We start from the raw sequence: 427 nt of genomic DNA, 5'->3' as shown, positions 1-427 counted from the left end.
GTCGTCTACCTCGCCACCCGCAAGATCTCCGTGGTCGGCGACTACGACTGCTACTTCCTGCGCCGCCGCGAGGACGGCCAGAACATCACCTCCCGCAGCCGTTCGGCGAACGAGACGGTCCGGCACATCGAACGCGTCATGGCGCTCGTCGCCGACCGGGTCCAGGACCCCGTCGGACGCCGCCGCATGATCGGCCGCCACTTCCGCAGCCTGATCCGCACGGCCCTGAGCCCGGCGGTGACCGCCCGCCACGACCTCCCGGCGATCACCGACGAGGTCTACGCCCGCGGCCGGGCGCTCGTCCAGGCGTACTGGACCCCCGACATGGGCGAGGAACTGCCCCGGATCGACTGGATCCGGCTGTACGCGTACGTCTGCTGCCCGCCGGGCGCCTTCGAGCGGCTGCTGGAGTACGACCCGGCGGAGT

General features: G+C 71.4%; 1 protein-coding gene. It reads left to right on the top strand.

Annotated elements, in window-relative coordinates; all coding sequences use genetic code 11:
- The coding region (locus G3I71_RS48240; RefSeq protein ID WP_164325314.1) for a hypothetical protein at positions 1–427 on the top strand (427 nt) is incomplete at both ends.

The organism is Streptomyces sp. SID12501, assembly GCF_010550245.1.
Classification (GTDB): Bacteria; Actinomycetota; Actinomycetes; order Streptomycetales; family Streptomycetaceae; genus Streptomyces.
This window is presented reverse-complemented; position numbering and strand designations above follow the sequence as displayed.